The organism is Bacillus cereus group sp. MYBK79-1 (assembly GCF_051915365.1).
Classification (GTDB): Bacteria; Bacillota; Bacilli; order Bacillales; family Bacillaceae_G; genus Bacillus_A.
This window is the reverse complement of sequence record NZ_JBQAEO010000002.1, coordinates 195198-219006: the sequence shown is the minus strand read 5'-3', so window position 1 is coordinate 219006 and position 23809 is coordinate 195198. Positions and strand designations below refer to the sequence as shown.

Below are 23809 nucleotides of genomic sequence, written 5' to 3'. Positions count from 1 at the left end.
TTTCCTCACTAACTTGTTGTTTTGAGCGTGAGGATTCGGGGAGACATTCACGCTCATGCTCTCCATGTAGACAATGGACATAAGAGGGGAACATTGCAACAGATTTGCATGATCGTGCATTTTGCTTGCCTAAAGAGTGAACGGGCGTTCATAATTCAAAAGGAGAGCAAATAGATATAAGGAGCAAGGTTGGGAGAATTTTCAGGAAAAGGAGAGAATGTCATGACTGTTATTCGAGGTTTAGAAGGGGTAGTAGCAACAACATCATCTGTGAGCTCTATTATTGATGATACATTAACTTATGTTGGGTATAATATTGATGATTTAGCTGAGAATGCTACATTTGAAGAAGTAGTGTACTTATTATGGCATCGCAAGCTTCCTAATGAACAAGAACTAGCGAAATTTAAAGAGACTGTATCGGAATACTATAAAGTCCCAGGTGAGATTTTAACATATTTGAAACAAGTAGATTTAAAAATCGCACATCCGATGTCTGTTTTACGAACTGCAATTTCCATGCTATCATTATACGATGAGAGCGCTGAAATTATGGATGAGAAGTCCAACTATTTGAAAGCGGTTAAATTGCAGGCTCAAGTGGGAACTTTAGTTGCTGCTTATGCAAGAATTCGTAAAGGTTTAGATATTGTTGAGCCTAGAAACGATTTATCATTAGCTGCAAACTTCTTGTACATGTTAAATGATCGCGAGCCAAATGAAGTTGAAATTGAAGCTTTTGATAAGGCGCTTGTACTTCACGCAGATCATGAGTTAAACGCTTCTACATTCACTGCACGCGTTTGTGTAGCTACACTTTCAGATGTATATTCTGGTATTACAGCAGCAATCGGTGCGTTAAAAGGTCCTCTTCACGGCGGGGCAAATGAAAATGTAATGAAGATGTTAACGGAAATTGGCGAAGAAGAAAATGTAGAATCATATATTCATAATGCTTTTCAAAATAAAGTGAAAATCATGGGCTTTGGCCACCGTGTATATGAGCAGGGTGATCCACGTGCAAAACATTTACGTGAAATGTCCAAGAGATTATGCGTGCTTTTAGGAGAAGACAAATGGTATAATATGTCTATCAAAATTGAAGACATTGTAACAAAAGAAAAAGGTCTTCCACCAAATGTTGATTTCTATTCAGCTTCTGTATACCATTGCTTAGGAATTGACCATGACTTATTTACACCTATTTTTGCAATTAGCCGTATGTCAGGCTGGTTAGCTCATATTCTAGAACAATATGAAAACAACCGTTTAATCCGTCCACGTGCTGATTATAATGGACCAACACACCAAGTGTACGTTCCAATTGCACAACGATAAGCGAAAAACACTATTTTGATAGTGAAAATAAGCTTTCAAAAGTCTGATTTTTTCGGAAAGACGTAATGATTAGAATATTTAAATTTGAATAACGGTTTGAACTGAGGGGTTATTCCCTCAGTTTCATACATATGAAATTTCAAACATGGGGGTTATCACATTGACGACAGGTGAAAAAATTACTGTAACTAATGGTGTTATGAATGTACCAAACAATCCGATTATTCCATTTATCGAAGGAGATGGAATTGGTCCTGATATTTGGGCAGCTGCATCTCGTGTACTAGAAGCAGCAGTTGAAAAAGCTTATGATGGTGAGAAGAAAATTGTTTGGAAAGAAGTGCTTGCAGGGGAAAAAGCATTCAACCAAACAGGCGAGTGGTTACCAGAAGAAACTTTAAATTTAATCCGTGAATATTTAATCGCGATTAAAGGTCCGCTTACAACTCCAGTTGGCGGTGGTATTCGTTCTCTAAACGTAGCACTTCGTCAAGAATTAGATTTATATGTATGTCTACGTCCAGTTCGTTATTTTGATGGTGTTCCTTCACCTGTAAAACGTCCGGAAGATACTGATATGGTTATTTTCCGTGAGAATACAGAAGACATTTATGCTGGAATTGAATATGCACAAGGATCTCCAGAAGCAGAAAAAGTTCTTGCTTTCTTAAAAGAAGCAATGGGTGTTAATAAAATCCGCTTCCCAGAAACATCTGGTATTGGTATTAAACCAATCTCAGAAGAAGGGACAAAGCGTCTTGTTCGTGCTGCGATTCAATATGCAATTAATGAAAAACGCTCTTCTGTTACATTAGTTCATAAAGGAAACATTATGAAATTTACAGAAGGTGCTTTCAAAAATTGGGGTTACGAAGTAGCGGAACAAGAATTCGGCGACAAAGTATTTACTTGGGCTGAATATGACCGTATCGTTGAGAAAGATGGTAAAGATGCAGCGAATAAAGCGATGGCAGATGCTGAAGTGGCTGGAAAAATCATCGTAAAAGATTCTATTGCAGACATCTTCTTACAACAAATTTTAACTCGTCCACGTGAGTTCGATGTTGTTGCGACAATGAACTTAAACGGAGACTACATCTCTGATGCACTTGCTGCACAAGTAGGTGGAATTGGTATTGCACCTGGTGCAAACATTAACTATGTGACTGGACATGCTATCTTTGAAGCTACACATGGTACAGCTCCAAAATATGCAGGTTTAGATAAAGTAAACCCATCTTCAGTTCTTCTTTCTGGTGTATTATTATTAGAGCACTTAGGATGGAACGAAGCTGCGAAATTAGTAACTGCTTCAGTTGAGAAAACAATTGCTTCAAAAGTAGTAACTTATGATTTCGCACGCTTAATGGAAGGTGCAACAGAAGTGAAATGTTCTGAGTTCGCTAATGAACTTATTAAAAACATGGATGTAGCGATAATCAAAAACGCATAATTAAAGCGGGGGGTAAATTATGACAATCAAACGCAAGAAAGTTTCAGTCATCGGTGCAGGATTTACAGGAGCAACAACAGCATTCTTATTAGCACAAAAAGAACTTGCAGATGTTGTATTAGTGGACATTCCACAACTGGAAAATCCAACAAAAGGGAAAGCGTTAGATATGTTAGAAGCGAGCCCAGTACAAGGTTTTGATGCTAACATTATTGGAACATCTGATTACGCAGATACTGCTGATTCTGACGTTGTTGTGATTACAGCAGGTATTGCGCGTAAGCCTGGTATGAGCCGTGATGACTTAGTAGCAACAAACTCTAAAATTATGAAAAGTATTACGCGCGACATTGCAAAACATTCACCAAATGCGATTATTGTTGTATTAACAAATCCAGTTGATGCAATGACATATTCTGTATTTAAAGAAGCAGGATTCCCGAAAGAGCGTGTTATCGGTCAATCGGGCGTATTAGATACAGCTCGTTTCCGTACATTCATCGCACAAGAATTAAATCTTTCTGTGAAAGACATTACAGGATTTGTTCTTGGTGGCCATGGTGACGATATGGTACCTCTTGTACGTTATTCTTATGCAGGTGGCATCCCGTTAGAAACGTTAATTCCTAAAGAGCGTTTAGAAGCAATCGTAGAACGTACCCGTAAAGGTGGCGGAGAGATTGTAGGCTTATTAGGAAACGGTAGTGCATATTACGCACCAGCTGCTTCTTTAGTTGAAATGACAGAAGCAATCTTAAAAGATCAACGCCGTGTATTACCGGCTATTGCGTACCTTGAAGGGGAATATGGTTATAGCGACCTTTACTTAGGGGTACCAGTAATTCTAGGTGGTAACGGAATTGAAAAAATTATTGAATTAGAACTTCTTGCAGATGAAAAAGAAGCGTTAGATCGCTCTGTAGAATCTGTACGTAATGTTATGAAGGTTCTTGTTTAATAATTAAATATAAGCGGAAAAAGATTCGGGGCCCCGAATCTTTTTCTACTATATATGTAAATGTTTTTTTGAAATAATATGAAAACGCTATCATTCGGTGTATCCTATAATGAAACTATAGATTTATACTATACATTGCCCTCATCATAGTAAATTTCGGATAAGGTATCACTTTTAGTAGGATAATAAGGTGAAAAAATCGGAGGGGGTTGTAACATGTTAAAGAAAAAAGTTCAAATTGGTCGTAAAATGGATGAAATTACAGTAGGAGAGAAATTATCTATCACTGAAAAAATTGAGGATAAAGATTTGTTATTGTACTTAGGGTTAACGAATGATGCCAATCCATTATATATTCAGCATGATTACGCATCCCAAACTCCGTATGAAAAGCCGATTGTACCAAGCATTATGCTAACGGGGATGATTACAACGGCAGTCACGAAATATTTACCAGGTCCAGGTAGTCATATTACGAGGAAGGACCTTACGTTCGTGAAGCATGTTCACCATTATGAAACGTTACAAATCCACTTTGAAGTTGTGGCTGTTTCTGAGGAGGAACATACAATTGATATGCTTGTATCTGCTCATGATGAAAAAGGAGAAACGGTTGTAAAGGGTTCTTTAACAGTAACGCCGCCTTTTAAATCAGTTTCTATTATGGAAAAAGCATTAGATAATTTTTAAAAAGTAAAAATATGAATAGCGCTAGCGTACCTTTCTATAAGGGGGCTAGCGCTATTTTTAGTTGAAGAATCCTTGTGTGAATCCTTCGGCGAAATCGGAACAACCTGTTTTAATCGTGTCCCAGCTTGTGGCGTTGAATGTAAGAATGCACGTTACTATTAAAGACAGAATAGGTAGCACTAGTCGCATAATAGAGTCTCCATATCTTTTATATTAGGATTTTTGGATTAATAATATTTACTATATCGTGATTTAATAATTGAAGTCAATTGAAGGGATGGTTTTTTAAGATGAGATGGAAAAGAGAAGACGTTATTTTTGAAACGATAAGAGAAGCTGAAGTGTGGGCAGACGGGGTCGCGAATGAAATGTACGGAAGAGTATTTGATGGATATGAAACGCGGGACTATAAAATAGCGTATGCTCTTTCGTTTTTTCTAGCACAAAATCAAGAATTCAATATTCATACGGAAGTAGAATTTCGTGAAAATATAGAAGTGTATAAAGTATGGATAACAACACGTTAATTGGAGTGCATGAGTAATTACAATAGAACAATCTGAATCCATGAATAGACAATTATATTGAGAGGGACCTTGTTTTCTAGTATGATGAGAATAACGGGGAAAATACTAGGATGAAGAAGGTTTCAAGTCTATAACTTGGAGGAAAAGAATGAACAATCGTATTTTAGTAGTTGATGATGAGGAGTTTATCTTAACTTTAATTGAATTTAATCTACAACAAGCTGGGTTTGAAGTGATAACAGCGATGGATGGAGAAATGGCGCTTCAAAAAGCGACAACAGAACGCCCAGATTTAATTATATTAGATTTAATGCTTCCAAAAATGGATGGTATGGAAGTGTGTAAAGAATTACGATTGCAGCGCGTTATGACGCCAATTTTAATGTTAACAGCAAAAGATGATGAATTTGATAAGGTGCTAGGTCTTGAACTTGGGGCAGATGATTATATGACGAAGCCATTTAGCCCAAGGGAAGTTGTCGCGCGTGTGAAGGCAATTTTGCGCCGCACGAAATTACAACAAGAAGAACAAGTTAAAGAAGCGTCAGATGAAGAGAGCATCACAATTGCTGAACTTAAAATTTTGCCGGAATTTTATGAGGCTTATTTCCAAGGAAGAAAGCTTGAATTAACACCAAAAGAATTTGAACTACTTGTTTATCTTGCGAAAAATAAAAGTCGCGTGTTGACACGTGATCAATTATTAAGTGCTGTATGGAACTATGATTTTGCTGGTGATACACGAATTGTTGACGTTCATATTAGCCATTTGCGCGATAAAATTGAACAAAATACGAAAAAACCGACGTACATTAAAACGATACGTGGTTTAGGATATAAATTAGAGGAGCCAAAAGGGGATGAATAAATTTCGTTCCAGGCTTCTTTTTACATTTGTTTCTCTTATTGTATTTATTTTAGTTGGACTAGGTTTATTGCTAGAAACTGTGTTTGAAAACTACTATATAGATCATGCCAAAGAGAGAATGGTAAAAGAGACAGAGTATGTTGCGGTATTAGCAGAAGAACAAGGTTTTGATGATGTTTTAAAAAATCCATATGTATTTGAAAAGTTAGAAGAAAAAGTATCAGCTTCTATTATATTTTTGGATGAAAAAAAGAAAGTGCAATATAGCGGCGGAGAACAGTCTGTTTTTAGTCAAGAGATAATGAAAGAACTTACTTCTGAAACCACGAAACAAAGAAACAAAGTCATTACGAAAGAAACAGATCAGAATAATGAATTTTACCATGCGGTATTCGTTCAAGATGTAGCAGGGAAACAAGGATACATTTTGGTGAAAAGTACAATTGAGCCTTTGAAAGCTGTTCATCAAAAAACGTGGGGATTATTAATTATCGGATTTGTTATTGCGTGTCTCGTAGTCGTATTTTTAGGTATGAAAATTACAGGGCAATATATTAGGCCGATTGAATCCGTTACGAAAGTTGCTATCGAATTAGCGAAGGGAAATTATAAAGCACGCGCTTATGAAAGTCATTCGGATGAAACGGGAATGTTAAGTAAAGCGATTAATATTTTAGCACGTAATTTACAAGAGATGACACTTGAACAAGAAATGCAACAAGATCGTCTGCATACGTTAATTGAAAATATGGGAAGCGGAATGATTTTAATTGATAGCCGCGGTTATATAAATCTTGTAAATCGTTCGTATAAGGAGACTTTCCACGTTACAGATGAAGAATATTTAGATCGTTTATATTATGAGTCGTTTCATCATACAGAAATTATAGAGCTCGTGGAAGAAATCTTTATGACAGAAGTGAAAGTGCGTAAACAAATGTTATTGCCTCTTGGAATTGAGCGAAAGCATTTCGAAGTGTATGGAGCACCGATTATCGGGACGAACCATGAATGGAAAGGGATTGTCCTTGTATTCCATGACATTACTGAGTTAAAGAAATTAGAACAAATGAGAAAAGACTTTTTAGCGAATGTTTCTCATGAACTAAAGACACCGATTACGTCTATTAAAGGTTTTTCAGAAACGCTCTTGGACGGTGCTATGGATAATAAGAAATTCTGCGAACATTTCTTACACATTATTTTAAAAGAAAGTGAACGTATGCAAGGCTTAATTGAAGATTTATTAGATTTATCAAAGATTGAGCAACAAGGGTTTAAATTGAGTATGGGGACCGTTGATATGAAGGGACTTCTTGAAGACATTCATATGGTGCTTGATAACAAAGCAGGAGAAAAAGAAATTTCTTTACAAGTAAATACGCTAAAACGAGTCTCTGTCATTGGGGATCCAAGTCGTTTGAAGCAAATCTTTATTAATTTAATTAATAATGCAATCGTATATACACCGGCTGGAGGCGTTGTTTCTGTTGAATTAGCAGAAGATAAATATAATGCGTATATAAAAGTATCGGATACGGGAATTGGTATTAGTAAAGATGAAATTCCGCGTATTTTTGAACGTTTTTACCGAGTGGATAAAGCGAGAAGTAGAAATACTGGTGGTACAGGCCTTGGGTTATCAATTGTAAAGCATTTAGTTGAGGCGCATCACGGTACGATTACAGTGGATAGTGAAGTCGGGGAAGGGACAACATTTACAGTTGTTTTACCAAAATCAGCAACTGAAAAATAGGATGAAGGATGTTTACAATATATTAACAATGGCTTAATTAAATATTAATAAAGCTCTGTTAATATAATACATGAAAACCCCTTCATCCAAGGAGTAATTTTGGACGAGAATAGTTATGCTGTTCTCGTCACTTCCCTTTTATATTAGTAAACGTTTTTATATATGATAGAAAATAGCCGTTATTTTTCTTCTCTCTATTAGTCATGTTAATATAGAGAGAAGAAAGGAACGGTTTTTTTCTGTGAAAAAAATCATTTCAAATTTGCATGGGGAGGTTTCTGATTTGGAAAAAAAGGTCGTATTAGTAGATGGTAATAATATCGCGTATCGTGCTTTCTTTGCACTACCGCTTTTAAATAACGACAAAGGTATACATACGAACGCAATTTACGGTTTTACAATGATGCTAATGAGAATATTAGAGGAAGAAAAACCGACGCATATGTTAGTAGCGTTTGATGCGGGGAAAACGACATTCCGTCATAAAACATATAGTGAGTATAAAGGAGGACGTCAAAAGACTCCACCTGAATTATCAGAGCAATTCCCGTTTATTCGTGAGATGCTTGATGCATTCAACGTACCGCGTTATGAACTTGAAAATTATGAAGCGGATGACATTATGGGAACGTTAGCGAAAGAAGCGAGTGAACAAGGAGCAAATGTAAAAGTTATTTCAGGAGATAAAGATTTACTTCAACTTGTTTCTGATAACACGCTCGTATGTATTCCTCGAAAAGGGATTACGGAAGTAGATGAATATACGACAGAAGCTTTATTTGAGAAATACAGCTTATCACCAACGCAAATTATCGATATGAAAGGTTTAATGGGAGACCAATCAGATAATATTCCAGGTGTACCAGGTGTTGGTGAAAAAACTGCGATTAAATTGTTAACACAGTTTGGAACGGTTGAAGCAGTGTATGAAAATATAGATCAAGTAAGCGGGAAGAAATTAAAAGAAAAACTGGAAGCAAATAAAGACCAAGCTCTTATGAGTAAAGATCTTGCAACGATTATTACAGATGCGCCAATTGCTGTGCATGTGGATGATATGGAGTATAAAGGATATGAAGCAAGTGATGTCATTCCAATGTTCGAGAATTTAGGATTTACATCTCTTTTAAATAAATTAGGTGTTACGCCAGAAGAAACGGCTCCAGCTGAATTAAATGATATTACATTTGATATTGTGGAAGAAGTTACAGAAGAAATGCTTCAGCAAGATAGTGCACTTATTGTTGAAGTACAAGAAGATAACTATCATAAAGCAGACATTCAAGGTTTTGGTATTCAAAATGAAAATGGCTGTTACTTTATTCAAACAGACATCGCTCTTAAGTCAGACGCTTTTAAAGAGTGGCTTGCAGATGGAGAAATGAGAAAGCATACATTTGATGCGAAGCGTGCGATCGTTGCACTTAAGTGGAATGGGATAGATATGCAAGGGATTGACTTTGATCTATTAATCGCTGCTTATTTACTTGACCCGGCCGATACGGATAAAGATTTCCGTACTGTAGCGAAAATGAAAGAAACGCATGCTGTGAAATCCGATGAAGAAGTTTATGGAAAAGGTGCGAAGCGTGCTGTTCCAGAGCTAGAAGTAGTAGCGGAGCATGTAGCTCGTAAAGTGCACGTATTATATGATGTAAAGCAAACATTCGTTGAAGAGTTACAAAAGAATGAGCAATATGAACTGTTTACAGAGTTAGAATTACCACTTGCACGTGTATTAGCTGATATGGAAGTAAAAGGTGTAAAAGTTGATACAGAGCGCCTTCGTAATATGGGAGAAGAACTTGCAGGTAGATTAAAGGAAATGGAACAGGAAATTTATAAGCTTGCGGGAACAGAATTTAATATTAATTCACCGAAGCAGCTTGGTGTTATTTTGTTTGAGAACTTAAACTTACCAGTTATTAAAAAGACGAAAACAGGTTATTCTACGTCAGCTGATGTACTAGATAAGCTGATGGATCACCATGAAATTATTCCAAACATTTTACATTACCGTCAATTAGGGAAACTAAACTCAACGTATATTGAAGGTTTATTAAAAGTTGTACATGAAGATTCATCTAAAATCCATACGCGTTTCAATCAAGTATTAACGCAAACGGGCCGATTAAGTTCAACGGATCCAAACTTGCAAAATATCCCGATTCGATTAGAAGAAGGAAGAAAGATTCGTCAGGCATTCGTTCCATCGGAAGAAGGATGGATTATGTATGCAGCGGATTATTCACAAATTGAACTTCGTGTATTAGCTCATATTGCAAATGATAAAGGGCTAGTTGACGCGTTCCAACATGACATGGATATTCATACGAAAACAGCTATGGATGTATTTGGCGTTGCAAAAGATGAAGTGACTTCAAATATGAGAAGACAAGCGAAAGCTGTTAACTTCGGAATTGTGTATGGTATTAGTGATTATGGTCTTTCACAAAACTTAGGAATTACAAGAAAAGCAGCAGCGGAATTTATTGAAAAGTATTTAGAAAGTTTCCCTGGTGTACAAGAATACATGAATGACATCGTAAAAGATGCGAAACAAAAAGGATATGTGGCGACATTATTAAATCGCCGCCGTTATATTCCAGAAATTACGAGTCGTAATTTTAATTTACGTAGCTTTGCTGAGCGTACAGCTATGAATACACCAATTCAAGGTACTGCAGCAGATATTATTAAAAAAGCGATGATTATTATGGCAGATCGTTTAGAAGAAGAAGGATTACAAGCGCGTCTTCTTCTGCAAGTACACGATGAATTGATATTTGAAGCACCAAAAGAAGAAATTGGAAAATTAGAGAAGCTTGTACCAGAAGTAATGGAGCATGCAATTGAACTCGCAGTTCCGCTAAAAGTTGATTATTCTTACGGTCCAACTTGGTACGACGCAAAATAAGGAAGTGATGAAATGCCTGAATTACCAGAGGTTGAAAACGTCAGACGGACACTTGAAAATCTTGTAACAGGAAAAACGATTGAAGATGTTATTGTTACATATCCAAAAATAGTAAAACGACCGGATGATGTAGAAATCTTTAAAGAAATGCTTAGAGGTGAGAAGATTGAGAATATAAAGCGAAGAGGAAAGTTTCTGCTTTTATATGTAACGAATTATGTTATTGTTTCACATTTGCGTATGGAAGGTAAGTTTTTACTGCATCAAGAGGATGAGCCAATTGATAAGCACACGCACGTCCGTTTCTTATTTACAGATGGAACTGAATTACATTATAAAGATGTGAGAAAGTTTGGTACGATGCATCTCTTTAAAAAAGGTGAAGAGTTGAATCAAATGCCTCTTGCTGACTTAGGCCCGGAGCCATTTGATGCTGAATTGACACCACAGTATTTACAAGAGAGATTGCAAAAGACAAATCGTAAAATAAAAGTCGTATTATTAGACCAGCGTCTTTTAGTGGGGCTTGGAAATATATATGTAGATGAAGTTTTATTCCGTTCGCAAATTCACCCAGAGCGAGAAGCATCGTCTTTAACAGCAGAAGAAGTTGAGCGGATTTATGAGGCGACTGTTACAACGCTAGGCGAAGCGGTGAAGCGTGGCGGAAGTACAATTCGAACGTATATTAACTCGCAAGGGCAAATTGGTTCGTTCCAGGAGCTTCTAAATGTATATGGAAAAAAAGGAGAGCCGTGTGTGACTTGCGGTACGATATTAGAAAAAACAGTTGTTGGCGGACGAGGAACGCATTACTGCCCAATTTGTCAGCCAAGAATATAGAAAAGAGATAACATCGGATAGGCATTTGTCATATACATACAGCAGAGCTATGTATAAGGGAGGAGCTTACCGATGTACCTTTATTTATCTCTTATTTTATTAGCTTTTACATTAAGCTTAGATAGCTGTAGTGTAGGGCTAACATATGGTTTAAGAAGCGTAAGAATTCCACTAAGGTCAATTATAATTATCGGAATGTGTTCAGCAGCTGTTATGCTTGTTTCAATGGGAATTGGACATATGATCGCGAAAGCATTTTCACCTGTTATTGCAACGCGTATCGGTGGGCTTGTTCTTATTGGAATAGGAATTTGGGTATTATACCAATTTTTTCGAAGTGAGAAAAAAGAAGAACCGAAGCAAGAGGAGAAGGTTTGGAAATTAGAAATTGCTTCACTTGGGCTAGTGATTCAAATTTTACGGAAACCGACTGTAGCAGATTTTGATAAATCAGGCACTATTTCTGCAGGAGAAGCATTGCTTCTTGGTATCGCTCTTTCTATAGATTCGTTCGGTGCCGGAATTGGTGCATCTTTATTAGGGTATGCCCCTGCTATGATGGCTGTATTAGTTGCGGTTATGAGTTCTTTGTTTTTATTTATTGGAATGAAACTTGGAACGGTTTTATCAAATATGAAATGGTTACAAAAATTTACATTCCTGCCTGGGGTATTACTCATTATTATTGGAATTTGGAAAATGTAAGTATGGGCGTGGAACATTAGTTTCGCGCCTTTTATATTGTGAGGAGGATTATGATGACAGTAGTAATTGGATTAACGGGAGGCATTGCAAGTGGAAAAAGTACAGTGTCTCAAATGTTTCGTGAACTGAGTATACCAGTTATTGATGCAGATATTATTGCGCGAGAAGTTGTAGAACGAGGAAAACCAGCATATAACAAAATTGTAGAAGTGTTTGGAACGGAAGTATTGCAAGAAGATGGAGAACTGGATCGTTCAAAATTAGGAAGTGTTGTTTTCTATAATGAAGAAAAACGATTGCAGTTAAATAAAATTGTTCATCCTGCAGTGCGTGAGGAAATGAATAGGCAAAAGGAAATGTACATAAAAGAAGATGTGCAAGCGGTTGTGTTAGATATTCCCCTCTTATTTGAAAGCAAATTAACAAGTCTCGTTGACCGCGTTTTAGTTGTAGCAGTTAAGCCGCATACGCAATTAGAGCGTTTAATGAAACGAAATAATTTTTCAGAAGAAGAAGCAACAGCGCGTATTCAATCTCAAATGCCGTTAGAAGAAAAAGTGAAACATGCAGATGAAGTGATAAATAATGATGGCACAATTATGGGAACGAAAACACAATTGCAGGTTATTTTAAAGAATTGGAACATTATTGACTAAAAAATTGTGAAATTAATGAAAATGCTTAGTGACATACCTCCTTTTTGTGTTATACTATTATTGGGATTGGAGATAAATAGTATAACGCATTCAAGGGGGACAACATATTATGACTCGTGTGGCAATTAATGGATTTGGACGTATTGGGAGAATGGTATTTCGTCAGGCAATAAAAGAAAGCGCATTCGAAATTGTAGCAATCAATGCAAGCTATCCATCTGAAACGTTAGCACATTTAATTAAATATGATACAGTTCACGGCAAGTTTGACGGAACAGTAGAAGCATTTGAAGATCACTTATTAGTTGATGGGAAAATGATTCGCCTTTTAAACAACCGCGATCCAAAGGAATTGCCTTGGACAGATCTAGGTGTTGAAGTTGTAATTGAAGCAACTGGTAAATTTAATTCAAAAGAAAAAGCAATTCTTCATGTTGAAGCTGGAGCGAAAAAAGTTATTTTAACAGCGCCTGGTAAAAATGAAGATGTAACAATTGTAGTTGGTGTGAACGAAGGCGAGTTAGATATTACAAAACATACTGTTATTTCAAATGCATCTTGCACAACAAACTGTTTAGCGCCTGTTGTTAAGGTGTTAGATGAGCAGTTTGGAATTGAAAACGGTTTAATGACGACTGTTCATGCTTATACAAATGACCAAAAAAATATTGATAACCCACATAAAGATTTAAGAAGAGCGCGTGCTTGCGGACAATCAATCATTCCGACAACGACAGGTGCTGCGAAAGCGCTAGCAAAAGTTCTTCCGCACTTAAACGGAAAACTTCATGGTATGGCACTTCGTGTACCAACGCCAAACGTGTCTCTTGTTGACTTAGTAGTAGATGTAAAACGTGATGTGACAGTTGAAGCTATTAATGAAGCATTCAAAACGGTTGCAAACGGTTCATTAAAAGGTATTGTAGAATTCAGCGAAGAGCCTTTAGTATCTATTGATTTTAATACAAATACACACTCAGCTATTATTGATGGTTTATCTACAATGGTAATGGGTGATCGTAAAGTGAAAGTACTTGCTTGGTATGATAATGAGTGGGGCTACTCTCGTCGTGTTGTAGATCTTGTAACGTTAGTTGTTGACGAATTAGCGAAGCAAAAAAAAGTGCAACATATTTAAGTAAATAACGGAGAGGGCAAGTAAATATTTGCCCTCTTTTTTTTATTTTTTTCTGAAAAGGAAAAAAATTATAGGAGTATATTTTTGGAAGTGGACATACCACGAAACGTTGTGATTACTGTATTTGTGAATCATTTATTTTTTTTAGGGAAAAGTAAAGAGGAAAATATGACAGAAAATCGAAAAAACTGTTGTTGCAAAATGAAAATAAACAAAGTATACTAACACTCGTAAACTTAAGAGCTGAGGTACGTAGTCACTACTTAAAGGGTTAGGACCTCTCTGGACTAACTTTCCCCCGTGGTAGTGGAGCAAGCCAAATTGCAAATTAGTTTTCAATTCGAACAGTTAGAATAAATTTACAAGGGGGAACTGTAGAATGGATACTATGGATACGATGGGTCGTCACGTGATCGCTGAACTTTGGGATTGCGATTTCGACAAGCTTAATGACATGCCGTATATTGAACAATTATTTGTGGATGCAGCACTGAGAGCTGGTGCTGAAGTGCGTGAGGTTGCTTTCCATAAATTTGCACCACAAGGTGTAAGTGGAGTAGTAATTATCTCGGAATCACATTTAACAATTCATAGCTTTCCGGAGCACGGTTACGCAAGTATCGATGTTTATACTTGTGGGGATCGTATTGATCCAAATGTTGCTGCAGAATATATTGCAGAAGGTTTAAACGCGAAAACGCGTGAGAGCATCGAGCTTCCTCGAGGCACTGGTAGCTTCGAAATTAAGCAGAGAGAAACAAAAGCTCTTTAAAAAAGAACATAATTGATTTAAAATGTAAAGAGGTGTATAATGCACCTCTTTTTTAGTTTATAAAAAAGGAAAAATATAACGTACTCGTTAGGTAAATAAATTGAGCTCTTACGAATAAGTTAGCACCTCATCTACCATCTTATTTTTGAAAACGAGATGATAAAATAATGTGCTTAAACTTAAAGTGGTAAGAGAGTTAGAATGAGTTATATAATATTGTATATATATTGTCAGATGAAGTAAGTAGAGAAAAAATAAAGAGTATAGTGTAAAGGAGTGAATATATTGCGTTGTCCATCCTGTTCTCATAATGGTACAAGAGTGTTAGATTCGCGTCCGGTAGACGAGGGACGCTCTATTCGAAGAAGGAGAGAGTGTGAAAGTTGTTTAAGTCGCTTTACGACATTTGAAAGAGTAGAGGAGTCACCTCTTATCGTTGTAAAAAAAGAAGGCACACGAGAAGAGTTTAATAAAGAAAAGATTTTGCGCGGCTTAATTAAAGCGTGCGAAAAAAGACCAGTATCTTTAAGACAATTAGAAGAAGTAACTCAAAGTGTGGAACGTGAACTTCGTAATTTAGGTATATCAGAAGTGAAAAGTGATATGATTGGTGAAATTGTTATGGAAGAACTGCGTGATATTGATGATGTTGCTTACGTGCGTTTTGCTTCTGTATATCGCCAATTTAAAGATTTAAATGTATTTATTGAAGAATTAAAAGATATACTGCAAAAAGAAAGAGAGTAGAAGTTGTATTTTATTCTCTTTACATACAGTAAGTAATAAGATAAGAGAGCTAGAAGCGAAAGCTAATAGCTCTTTTTCGCTAAGAAATTATATAATGAAGATAGAACGAATGAAGTAGAGGATAGATTGGATGAGAGAAAGGAAAAGCAAGAATGGAAAAACAGTCATGGATGGAGCTATTGCCAATTGATCGTTATAAAGTAAGTGCGAAAGGGTTACTGCATAATTATGACCGAAAAGTGTTAACGATGTTGTATCAGCCGTTAATAGGTAGTAGAGCTTTTAGCTTGTACATGACGCTATGGGGAGAGTTAGAGCAAGATCGTGTGTTTGGAAAAGAGAATACACATCATTCCCTTATGGTGACCATGCAAATGCAGCTTCCCGAAATATATGAAGAACGAGTAAAGTTAGAGGCAATTGGGCTTTTGAAGGTATATATTAAGAAAGAAAAAGATGTTCGAATGTTTATATACGAATTGCAACCACCTTTATCTCCGAAGCAGTTTTTTGATGATATTGTGTTAAGCATCTTTTTATACAATCGATTGAGTCGGACAAAATATAATCAAGTAAAGCAATATTTCTTAGAAGAAGAATTTGATTTTGATTCTTATGAAAATGTTACGCGTTCTTTCAATGATGTGTTTGGTTCGTTTAATCCAGGACAGCTTGAGCATGCGCAAGAAGATCTTCGTATTCCAAAAACGACAGCTATGCCAAGTAACGAGAAGGGAGACGCTCCGAAAGTTTGGAATGATTTCTTTGATTTCTCCTTATTTGTAGATGGCTTGTCCGCTCTTGTTCCTAAAAAGGCGATTACAGATCAAGTGCGAGAATGTGTCATTACACTTGCTTACGTGTACGATGTAGATGTGTTATCGATGCAAAATATCGTTCTTGGTACGGTGACAGAGATGCAGACAATTGATATCGAAAGGCTTAGAAAAGGAGCACGTGATTGGTATCAGTTTGAAAACGGTCAAGCGTTACCTGTATTAAGTGAAAGAGTACAGCCTCACGCTGCACGTATGATGAAAGGGAAAGAGCCTTCTACGCAAGAAGAGATGTTAATAAAACAGTTAGAGGAAATCTCACCAAAACAACTATTGAAAGAAATCTCTGGTGGTGCAGAGGCGACAAAGGCTGACTTGCAAATCGTTGAAGATGTAATGATTAATCAAAAATTAACACCAGGTGTTGTGAATGTACTTATTTATTACGTTATGCTACGCTCAGATATGAAACTTGCGAAAACGTATGTGGAGAAAATTGCTGGGCATTGGGCACGTAAAAAGGTCGGTACAGTAGCTGAAGCAATGGCGTTAGCGAAAGAAGAAAATCGTCAATATCAAGAATGGGCTGAGACGAAGAAAAAAGGCCGTACGTCGAAGAAAACGGTACGACAAGAAATGGTACCAGGTTGGCTGAAAGAAGAGCCGAAAGAACAAGAGAAAGAAACAGTGAAGAAAGATGTAAGTAAGAAAAAAGATGCAAGTACGTTAGATGATGAACGAAAACGACTAGAAGAAGTGTTAAAAAAATATAAGCGTGATTAATAGAAGAGAATGAACGCTCTTTGAGGTGAGAAAATGGAGCATATTCAAAATTCATTTGCAAAGTTAATGGAAAATAAAAATTTTAAAAATAGATATGAAGTATTAAAGGCGGAAGTAATGGCACATCCGCGTGTGAAAGAATTTATAGACGAACATCAAGGTGAAGTAACAACTTCTATGATTGAGCGCAGCCTTGTGAAGCTATACGAATATATTGGACAAAGTGTAGGTTGTGCGGATTGTCCGGATCTAGGTTCGTGTAAAAACATGCTGCAAGGATATGAGCCAAAGCTCGTTATCCAAGGGAAGATGATTGATATTCAATACGATCGTTGCGTTAGAAAAGTAGCATATGACGAGAGAAAGAAATATGAAAAACTCGTTCAAAGTGTATATATGCCAACGGACATTTTACAGGCAACGATGGAAAACTTAGATCCTTCAGATTTAGATGCGCGTATTGATGCAATTGGTGCGGCTAATGAATTTTTAAGTACATATGAACCTGGTAAAAAAGTACAAGGTTTATATTTGTACGGTAAATTTGGTGTAGGGAAAACGTATTTGTTAGGAGCAATGGCGAATGAACTTGCTCAAAAGAAAATAAGTTCGATGCTCGTATACTTTCCTGAATTTTTACGTGAAATTAAAAGTTCGATTCAAGATAATTCGATTGGGGAAAAGATTGATGCGGTGAAACGCGTACAAGTTTTAATGCTAGATGATATCGGAGCAGAAGCGATGTCAAGCTTTGTGCGTGACGATGTGCTTGGTGCAATTTTGCAATTCCGTATGTTAGAAAACTTACCGACGTTCTTTACGTCTAACTTTGATTTCAAGGAATTGGAACATCATTTAACGTATACACAGCGTGGTGAAGCAGAACAAATGAAAGCAGCGCGTATTATGGAACGAATTAAATATTTAGCGAAGCCAATTCCGATTGGCGGGAAAAACCGACGTCATAAGTAAAGAGTAAGCTGAAAAGCTTGCTCTTTTTTCGTTTTGAACACTTTTCAGACTAGGTGAATTGTAAAACGAAAAGTTCTTATGGAAAATTCATTGTAGCTTGTATCATTTTTTTCTCCCTCCCTTAATATATATAAAATTAGCAAGCCATATCGAGTGGATTTTCTAACGATAGGAAATGTAATTCTACTAAGGGTGAACTTCACGCGGAACGGACTCTTATAGGATTTGTAACGTATAGATACAATCCTTTAGAGCAGGGATAAAAGGGGGGACAAAAGTGATTGAAATTTGCTTCGAAGAAAAAAATGATGCTATGCATGTATATAGACAACTATTGAAAAGAGCGGAATTGTTATATAAGGAAACGAGTGTGTATTTACAGGAACAAAAAGTGGTGATTCACATACCAGTATGTGAATCGAATTATATTGAAAAGATTTTATTGCCAGTAATGGTATATTTCATTGTGAATGTAAAACAAAATGAGTGGATTTATACAATCTTAAAAGAGAAGTTTTTTTATGAAGAAGAGGAAGAATGTCATCAAATATTGCATATGGCACAAGAGATTTTAAAGGGAAGAAGAAAAGGGATTGCTTGTGAATTAACACGTCACGCATTTGAATCATATATTGAATCTTCTTTAAATAACTGGCTTTGTGATCCGCTTTCGTTCTCGTTTTCATCATATGTTCGTTTTCGCCTTCGTACATATAGGGAAATGGTAGCTAAGCTTGCTGAATTGTCGATTGATGAGTATAAGTTGGAACAAGAATATCAAATGTTTATTGAGACGCTAAGGCAACAAGTGCGTAGCCGAAAATCACGTTTGTCCTGTGTGCATCTTATTTTTGATGAAAGCTTTATTTTCTATGACGATAAAGGTAGACGTTTAAAACAGGAGAAATTGGTCCAATATATAGATGAGGAATTATTAAAGCAAAAGGATGTATATATTGATACGAAAGTAATTGCACCACTTCTTTCTATTTCACCGAAAAAAATTTATTTATATACGAAAGAACAAGACCATAATATGATTATTACTTTGCGAAATGTATTTCAAGAACGGGTACAATTACATGGATTACATGAGTTTGAGCGCAATGTGAAAAATTTAAAAAATAAAGGTAACGCCCTTGATTTTCTAAGTTTTTGAGCATATAATTACCTACATAAATGAAATATATTGAAATGTCATGATGAGGACATGAGTAGTTTTCTACGATTTTCAGAGAGGGAAGCCTTTGGGTGTGAGCTTCCTAGTACGGGATCATTACTTACCACCTCTAAACTTTAGCAGTGAACGTTTTTTCTAGTAATTGCTAACGGACAACACCGTTATGTTGAACTTGAGCAATTAACAATAAGGTTAATTGGAACAAGGGTGGAACCACGAATTCAACACTCGTCCCTTTTTACGGGATGAGTGTTTTTTATTTTGAAAAAAAAGAGGAGTGACCAGTGATGGCAGATGTAGTTAAAATTACTTTCCCTGATGGAGCTGTGAAGGAGTTTCCAAAAGGCGTAACAACTGAAGAAATCGCAGCTTCTATTAGCCCAGGCTTAAAGAAAAAAGCTGTGGCTGGAAAATTAAACGATGAGATGATCGATCTTGTTACACCAATCGAAGAAGATGGTGCAGTTTCTATTATTACATTAGATTCTGAAGATGGCTTATACATTTTACGCCATTCAACAGCCCACCTATTAGCACAAGCGTTAAAACGTTTATATAAAGATGTTAAGCTTGAGCTTGGCATTGGTCCAGTAATCGAAAATGGCTTCTACTACGATATTGATATGGAAGAAGCAATTACAGTTGAAGACTTCAAGAAAATCGAAAAAGAAATGCAAAAAATCGTGAACGAAAACTTAGAAATCGTTCGTCATGAAGTACCGCGTGCAGAAGCACTTCGTCGCTTTGAAGAAATCGGCGATGAGTTAAAATTAGATTTAATTAACGATCTTCCAGAAGATGCAGTTATTTCAATCTATGAGCAAGGCGAATTCTTCGACCTTTGCCGTGGTGTTCACCTTCCATCTACAGGGAAAATTAAAGTGTTTAAATTATTAAGCGTTGCGGGTGCTTACTGGCGCGGCGATAGCAATAATAAAATGCTACAACGTATTTACGGTACTGCATTCGTTAAGAAAGCAGAATTAGATGAGCACTTACGTATGCTTGAAGAAGCGAAAGAGCGCGATCACCGTAAATTAGGTAAAGAATTAAAACTATTTACTAATAGCCAAAAAGTAGGACAAGGTTTACCACTTTGGTTACCAAAAGGTGCAACTATCCGCCGCATTATCGAGCGTTACATCGTTGATAAAGAAGCAAGCTTAGGCTATGATCACGTATACACTCCAGTACTAGGAAGCAGAGAGCTTTATGAAACTTCTGGTCACTGGAATCACTACCGTGATGGTATGTTCCCATCAATGGAAATGGATAATGAAGAGTTAGTACTTCGTCCGATGAACTGCCCTCACCACATGATGGTTTATAAAAATGATATTCACAGCTACCGTGAATTACCAATCCGTATTGCGGAACTTGGAACAATGCACCGCTATGAAATGTCTGGAGCATTATCTGGATTACAACGTGTACGCGGAATGACTTTAAACGATGCGCACATTTTCGTTCGCCCAGATCAAATTAAAGAAGAGTTAAAACGTGTTGTAAACTTAACGCTAGAAGTGTACAAAGATTTCGGTTTAGAGAACTATTCATTCCGTCTATCTTATCGTGACCCAGCTGATACTAAAAAGTACTATGCTGATGACGAGATGTGGGAAAAAGCACAAGGTATGTTAAAAGAAGCTATGGATGAAATGGGTCTTGATTACTATGAAGCTGAAGGTGAAGCGGCATTCTACGGTCCAAAACTTGACGTTCAAGTTCGTACTGCTCTTGGAAAAGACGAAACACTTTCAACTGTACAATTAGACTTCTTACTTCCAGAACGCTTTGAATTATCTTACGTTGGTGAAGACGGTAAACAACATCGTCCAGTTGTAATTCACCGTGGTGTTGTATCAACTATGGAACGTTTCGTAGCCTTCTTAATTGAAGAATACAAAGGTGCATTCCCAACTTGGTTAGCTCCAGTTCAAGCGCAAGTAATTCCAGTTTCTCCGCAAGTACATTTAGACTATGCGAAGAAAGTACAAGATGAATTACGTCGTGCTGGTATCCGTGTTGAATTAGATACTCGTGAAGAGAAGATTGGTTACAAAATCCGTGAAGCACAAATGCAAAAAATTCCGTACATGCTTGTAGTAGGTGACAATGAAGTAACTGAAAACGGCGTAAACGTACGTAAATATGGTGAACAAAAATCAGAAACAATTGCATTAGATGCTTTTGTTGATATGATTAAAGTAGAAGGAAAACGATAAGACAGAGCCGCGGTATACCGCGGCTTTCGTATGTATTATAAAAAAGAAAAACTAGAAAAAATAACCAAACTATACTTATCGTAAAAAAGTATTGCAAGTATGTTAGTTGTTTGTTACAATATTTCTTGTTGTTAGTAAAACACATCGCGTCTTCTTGACAGACGTCATGTCCTATGATAAACTCATCAAGGATAATAGAATATTGTTTTGTGGAACAAGTAGAAGCACCCGCTTCTCACCTGATGGACGCATTCGCAGTTTACAGGTAAATGTATTTCTTACTTAAGAATTTACAAGTGTGGGTGTCGTATGCCCGCACTTTTTTTGTCGGGTTCTATGACTACAAAATATGTTCTGAAAAAACCTTGGAGGTGGCTTACTATTAGCAAGGATATGATGATTAACGAGCAAATTCGTGCACGTGAAGTACGTTTAGTTGGTGCAAATGGCGATCAACTTGGAATCAAGTCTCGTAATGACGCTTTAGACTTAGCTGCAAATCTTAATCTTGATTTAGTATTAGTTGCTCCAAATGCGAAACCGCCAGTATGCCGCATTATGGACTACGGTAAATTCCGCTTTGAGCAACAGAAGAAAGAAAAAGAACAGCGCAAAAATCAAAAAGTAATTAGCATGAAAGAAGTTCGTTTAAGTCCAACAATTGATGAACACGACTTTAACACAAAACTTCGTAATGCTATCAAGTTTTTAGAGAAAGGCGACAAGGTTAAAGCGTCAATTCGCTTTAAAGGACGTGCCATTACTCATAAAGAAATCGGTCAACGTGTTTTAGATCGCTTCTCAGAAGCTTGTGCTGAAGTTAGTACAATTGAATCTAAACCTAAAATGGAAGGACGTAGTATGTTCTTAGTTTTAGCACCGAAAAACGATAAGTAATAGATAGAGGAGGAAATACCTATGCCTAAACAAAAAACTCATCGCGGCTCTGCAAAGCGTTTCAAAAAGACTGGATCAGGTAAACTGAAACGTTCTCACGCTTACACAAGCCATTTATTCGCTAACAAATCTACAAAAGCTAAACGTAAACTACGTAAAGCTGGTGTAGTAAGCGCTGGTGACTTCAAACGCATTCGTCAAATGCTTGACAACTTAAAATAAGTTCGGCTGATATATAGAACAATTAGGAGGTAATATTATGCCAAGAGTAAAAGGTGGTACAGTTACTCGTCAACGTCGTAAAAAAGTTATAAAATTAGCAAAAGGTTACTACGGTTCTAAGAGTACATTATTCAAGGTTGCTAACCAACAGGTTATGAAATCTCTAATGTATGCATTCCGTGACCGTCGTCAAAAGAAACGTGACTTCCGTAAATTATGGATTACACGTATCAACGCAGCAGCTCGTATGAATGGTCTTTCTTACAGCCGCTTAATGCACGGTCTTAAAAATGCTGGCATCGAAGTTAACCGCAAGATGCTTGCTGACTTAGCTGTTCATGACGAAAAAGCTTTCGCTGAATTAGCAACAGTTGCAAAAAACAACATTAACTAATTAATTAGTTGAAACCTTAGAAGATTTTTCTTCTAAGGTTTTTTATTTGTATGCAAAGAGAAGTATGTCGTTATCGATATGACAAAATCAATATAAAAGCTATAGCGATATAGAAGAATATATATGAAGCCAGGAGAAAATTCTCCTGGCTTTTTTCAATTATCCCCCTTTGGAAAGAAGAGTATCTTTCCTACCTGAAACGACACTGCTATAATGGAAAGATGATATGGAACTTTCATCAGATAAAATAAATTTTTTATCAGTGGACAATCCCCGGATAATGATTAACTATCACCAATCGGAGTGAACAATCTAATAGTGATGATTGAAACGTATTTGTAAATTAAGGACAAGCTATTTTGTAAAGAGATAAATGGCTGACTTATTAATAAGAAACAAAAAATAATAATGAACTTTGAGATGAAACAACATTGTTGCGTAAAATGCGATGTTGGAGGAGGACAATAGAATGGACTTACTACAACTATTTAAATTACAAAAAGAATTAGATGACCGTATTGTGAAAGAGCATGACTTACAACCGAAAAAGTTGTTAAAAGAAAAAATGTTAGCTCTTCTTGTAGAAATTGGAGAACTTGCAAATGAAACACGTTGTTTTAAATATTGGAGCAACAAACCAGCATCAGAACGTGAAGTAATATTAGAAGAATACGTAGATGGCTTGCATTTTATTTTATCAATCGGAATTGATTTAGGTATTGATAAAAACTTCCTATTCTATAAATGTGCACAAACGAATAAAACGCAAGTAGAAATTTTCTTAGACACATATGCGAAAGTAATTCGTTTTACAGATCAACCATCTATTACGAACTATATTGAATTATTTACAAGCTATCTTCGACTTGGACAAGCACTAGAGTTTGAGCAAGAAGAAATTGAAAAGGCATATTTAGATAAAAATGAAGTGAATCATCAGCGTCAAACACAAGGATACTGATTTAATTTTTGAATATTTCAATTTCCTTTTG

22 protein-coding genes and 2 other annotated features are annotated in these 23809 nt (G+C 36.4%); all 22 genes read left to right on the top strand.

What is annotated here, in order from left to right; translation table 11 throughout:
* Positions 1 to 189 precede the first annotated feature (189 nt).
* The 22 genes from citZ (at position 190) to ACTFOB_RS05705 (ending at position 23778) form a co-directional block, all read left to right on the top strand.
* A complete protein-coding gene (gene citZ / locus ACTFOB_RS05810; RefSeq protein WP_192797615.1) occupies positions 190 to 1338 on the top strand; it encodes a citrate synthase in 1149 nt (382 codons plus the stop codon).
* A gap of 160 nt (positions 1339 to 1498) precedes the next feature.
* A complete protein-coding gene (icd, locus tag ACTFOB_RS05805) occupies positions 1499 to 2791 on the top strand; it encodes an NADP-dependent isocitrate dehydrogenase (RefSeq protein ID WP_440024971.1) in 1293 nt (430 codons plus the stop codon).
* Positions 2792 to 2810: 19 nt separating this feature from the next.
* Positions 2811 to 3749 carry a malate dehydrogenase gene (mdh, locus tag ACTFOB_RS05800; RefSeq protein WP_000153232.1) on the top strand — a complete coding sequence of 313 codons (939 nt, stop codon included), beginning with the start codon at positions 2811 to 2813 and terminating at the stop codon, positions 3747 to 3749.
* Positions 3750 to 3965: 216 nt separating this feature from the next.
* Entirely contained in the window at positions 3966 to 4439 is a 474-nt protein-coding gene (locus tag ACTFOB_RS05795) for a MaoC family dehydratase (protein ID WP_000914180.1), read from the top strand.
* A 290-nt stretch (positions 4440 to 4729) separates the two neighbouring features.
* Positions 4730 to 4966, top strand: a complete 237-nt coding sequence (locus ACTFOB_RS05790; protein ID WP_440024970.1) for a hypothetical protein — start codon at positions 4730 to 4732, stop codon at positions 4964 to 4966.
* Between the two features lie 148 nt (positions 4967 to 5114).
* Positions 5115 to 5834, top strand: coding sequence for a two-component system response regulator PhoP (phoP, locus tag ACTFOB_RS05785; RefSeq protein ID WP_001065222.1), 720 nt, complete (start codon positions 5115 to 5117; stop codon positions 5832 to 5834).
* A complete protein-coding gene (gene phoR, locus ACTFOB_RS05780; RefSeq protein ID WP_440024969.1) occupies positions 5827 to 7590 on the top strand; it encodes a sensory box histidine kinase PhoR in 1764 nt (587 codons plus the stop codon). The genes phoP and phoR overlap by 8 nt, the downstream gene beginning before the upstream one ends.
* A 283-nt stretch (positions 7591 to 7873) precedes the next feature.
* Positions 7874 to 10507, top strand: coding sequence for a DNA polymerase I (gene polA, locus ACTFOB_RS05775; RefSeq protein WP_440024968.1), 2634 nt, complete (start codon positions 7874 to 7876; stop codon positions 10505 to 10507).
* A 12-nt stretch (positions 10508 to 10519) separates the two neighbouring features.
* Positions 10520 to 11350, top strand: a complete 831-nt coding sequence (mutM, locus tag ACTFOB_RS05770; protein WP_151633325.1) for a DNA-formamidopyrimidine glycosylase — start codon at positions 10520 to 10522, stop codon at positions 11348 to 11350.
* Between the two features lie 72 nt (positions 11351 to 11422).
* Positions 11423 to 12055, top strand: coding sequence for a sporulation membrane protein YtaF (ytaF, locus tag ACTFOB_RS05765; protein WP_440024966.1), 633 nt, complete (start codon positions 11423 to 11425; stop codon positions 12053 to 12055).
* Between the two features lie 53 nt (positions 12056 to 12108).
* Entirely contained in the window at positions 12109 to 12711 is a 603-nt protein-coding gene (gene coaE / locus ACTFOB_RS05760; protein ID WP_440024965.1) for a dephospho-CoA kinase, read from the top strand.
* A 109-nt stretch (positions 12712 to 12820) separates the two neighbouring features.
* On the top strand, positions 12821 to 13849 hold the full coding sequence (locus ACTFOB_RS05755; protein WP_440024964.1) for a glyceraldehyde-3-phosphate dehydrogenase: 1029 nt from the start codon (positions 12821 to 12823) through the stop codon (positions 13847 to 13849).
* Between the two features lie 388 nt (positions 13850 to 14237).
* On the top strand, positions 14238 to 14621 hold the full coding sequence (speD, locus tag ACTFOB_RS05750; protein WP_002003660.1) for an adenosylmethionine decarboxylase: 384 nt from the start codon (positions 14238 to 14240) through the stop codon (positions 14619 to 14621).
* Positions 14622 to 14906: 285 nt separating this feature from the next.
* On the top strand, positions 14907 to 15368 hold the full coding sequence (nrdR, locus tag ACTFOB_RS05745; protein ID WP_001203687.1) for a transcriptional regulator NrdR: 462 nt from the start codon (positions 14907 to 14909) through the stop codon (positions 15366 to 15368).
* 152 nt (positions 15369 to 15520) lie between these two features.
* On the top strand, positions 15521 to 16927 hold the full coding sequence (locus tag ACTFOB_RS05740; RefSeq protein ID WP_440024963.1) for a replication initiation and membrane attachment family protein: 1407 nt from the start codon (positions 15521 to 15523) through the stop codon (positions 16925 to 16927).
* 33 nt (positions 16928 to 16960) lie between these two features.
* Entirely contained in the window at positions 16961 to 17899 is a 939-nt protein-coding gene (dnaI, locus tag ACTFOB_RS05735) for a primosomal protein DnaI (protein WP_000400114.1), read from the top strand.
* A 277-nt stretch (positions 17900 to 18176) separates the two neighbouring features.
* Entirely contained in the window at positions 18177 to 19058 is an 882-nt protein-coding gene (ytxC, locus tag ACTFOB_RS05730) for a putative sporulation protein YtxC (RefSeq protein ID WP_440024962.1), read from the top strand.
* A 31-nt stretch (positions 19059 to 19089) separates the two neighbouring features.
* Positions 19090 to 19318: a binding site (T-box leader), on the top strand.
* 48 nt (positions 19319 to 19366) lie between these two features.
* The gene (gene thrS / locus ACTFOB_RS05725) at positions 19367 to 21304 is read left to right on the top strand and encodes a threonine--tRNA ligase (RefSeq protein ID WP_440024960.1); all 1938 of its coding nucleotides are present in this window, start codon (positions 19367 to 19369) and stop codon (positions 21302 to 21304) included.
* 210 nt (positions 21305 to 21514) lie between these two features.
* Positions 21515 to 21635: a sequence feature (ribosomal protein L20 leader region), on the top strand.
* Positions 21636 to 21697: 62 nt separating this feature from the next.
* Positions 21698 to 22201: a translation initiation factor IF-3 gene (gene infC, locus ACTFOB_RS05720; RefSeq protein ID WP_000973214.1), complete on the top strand. Its 504-nt coding sequence runs from the start codon at positions 21698 to 21700 to the stop codon at positions 22199 to 22201.
* A gap of 21 nt (positions 22202 to 22222) precedes the next feature.
* A complete protein-coding gene (rpmI, locus tag ACTFOB_RS05715) occupies positions 22223 to 22423 on the top strand; it encodes a 50S ribosomal protein L35 (RefSeq protein WP_001125946.1) in 201 nt (66 codons plus the stop codon).
* Positions 22424 to 22460: 37 nt separating this feature from the next.
* Positions 22461 to 22817: a 50S ribosomal protein L20 gene (gene rplT, locus ACTFOB_RS05710; RefSeq protein ID WP_001138364.1), complete on the top strand. Its 357-nt coding sequence runs from the start codon at positions 22461 to 22463 to the stop codon at positions 22815 to 22817.
* 469 nt (positions 22818 to 23286) lie between these two features.
* Positions 23287 to 23778 carry a dUTP diphosphatase gene (locus ACTFOB_RS05705; RefSeq protein ID WP_000365057.1) on the top strand — a complete coding sequence of 164 codons (492 nt, stop codon included), beginning with the start codon at positions 23287 to 23289 and terminating at the stop codon, positions 23776 to 23778.
* Positions 23779 to 23809 lie beyond the last annotated feature (31 nt).